The 703-nt window shown below is 67.4% G+C and carries 1 protein-coding gene; it reads left to right on the top strand.

Annotated features, from left to right (window positions below):
• The coding region (istA, locus tag AYO52_RS17475) for an IS21 family transposase (RefSeq protein WP_156523667.1) at positions 1–703 on the top strand (703 nt) is incomplete at both ends.

The following is a 703-nucleotide window of genomic DNA, read 5'->3' as shown; positions in this document are numbered from 1 at the left end:
GCGAGGTGTACTCGCTGTTGTTCCCAGGCCGGGGTGAGCACGAGAGCGTGTTCGCCGAGCCCGACTGGGCCGAGGTGCATCGGGAGATGGCCCGGGTCGGGGTGACGATGAAGCTTCTGCACGGCGAGTACGTCGACCGGTGCGCCAGCTCGGGCTCGCCGGCGATGGGGTACGACAGGTTCTGCAAGCAGTACCAGCAGCATGTGCAGGTCGCTGGGCTTGCCTCCCGCGTCGGGCATAAGGCCGGGCAGACCGTCGAAGTGGACTGGTCCGGCCCGACGATGCAGCTGACCAACCCCGTCAGCGGCGAGGCGAGGCGGGTGTATCTGTTCGTTGGGTGCCTGCCGTTCTCCCGGTACGCCTTCGTCGAACCGACCCTGGACATGAAGCAGGACACCTGGCTACGGGCCCACGTGGCGATGTTCGAGTTCTTCGGCGGGTCAGTGCCGCGCATCGCGTGCGACAACCTCAAGACCGGCGTGATCACCCATCCCCGCGAGGGCGAAATCGTCCTCAATGCCGCCTACCGGGAGATGGCCGCGCACTACTCGGCTGCGGTCCTTCCCGGCCGGGTGCGCAAGCCCAAGGACAAGCCCAGCGTGGAGAACACCGTCGCGCACGTGGCCACCTGGATCATCGCCGCCCTCCGTGCGCGGCAGTTCGCCACACTGCCCGAGCTTAAGTCGGCGATCGCCGACCAGCT

Source organism: Dietzia sp. 111N12-1, assembly GCF_001658045.1.
GTDB classification, from domain to species: domain Bacteria; phylum Actinomycetota; class Actinomycetes; order Mycobacteriales; family Mycobacteriaceae; genus Dietzia; species Dietzia kunjamensis.
This window is presented reverse-complemented; position numbering and strand designations above follow the sequence as displayed.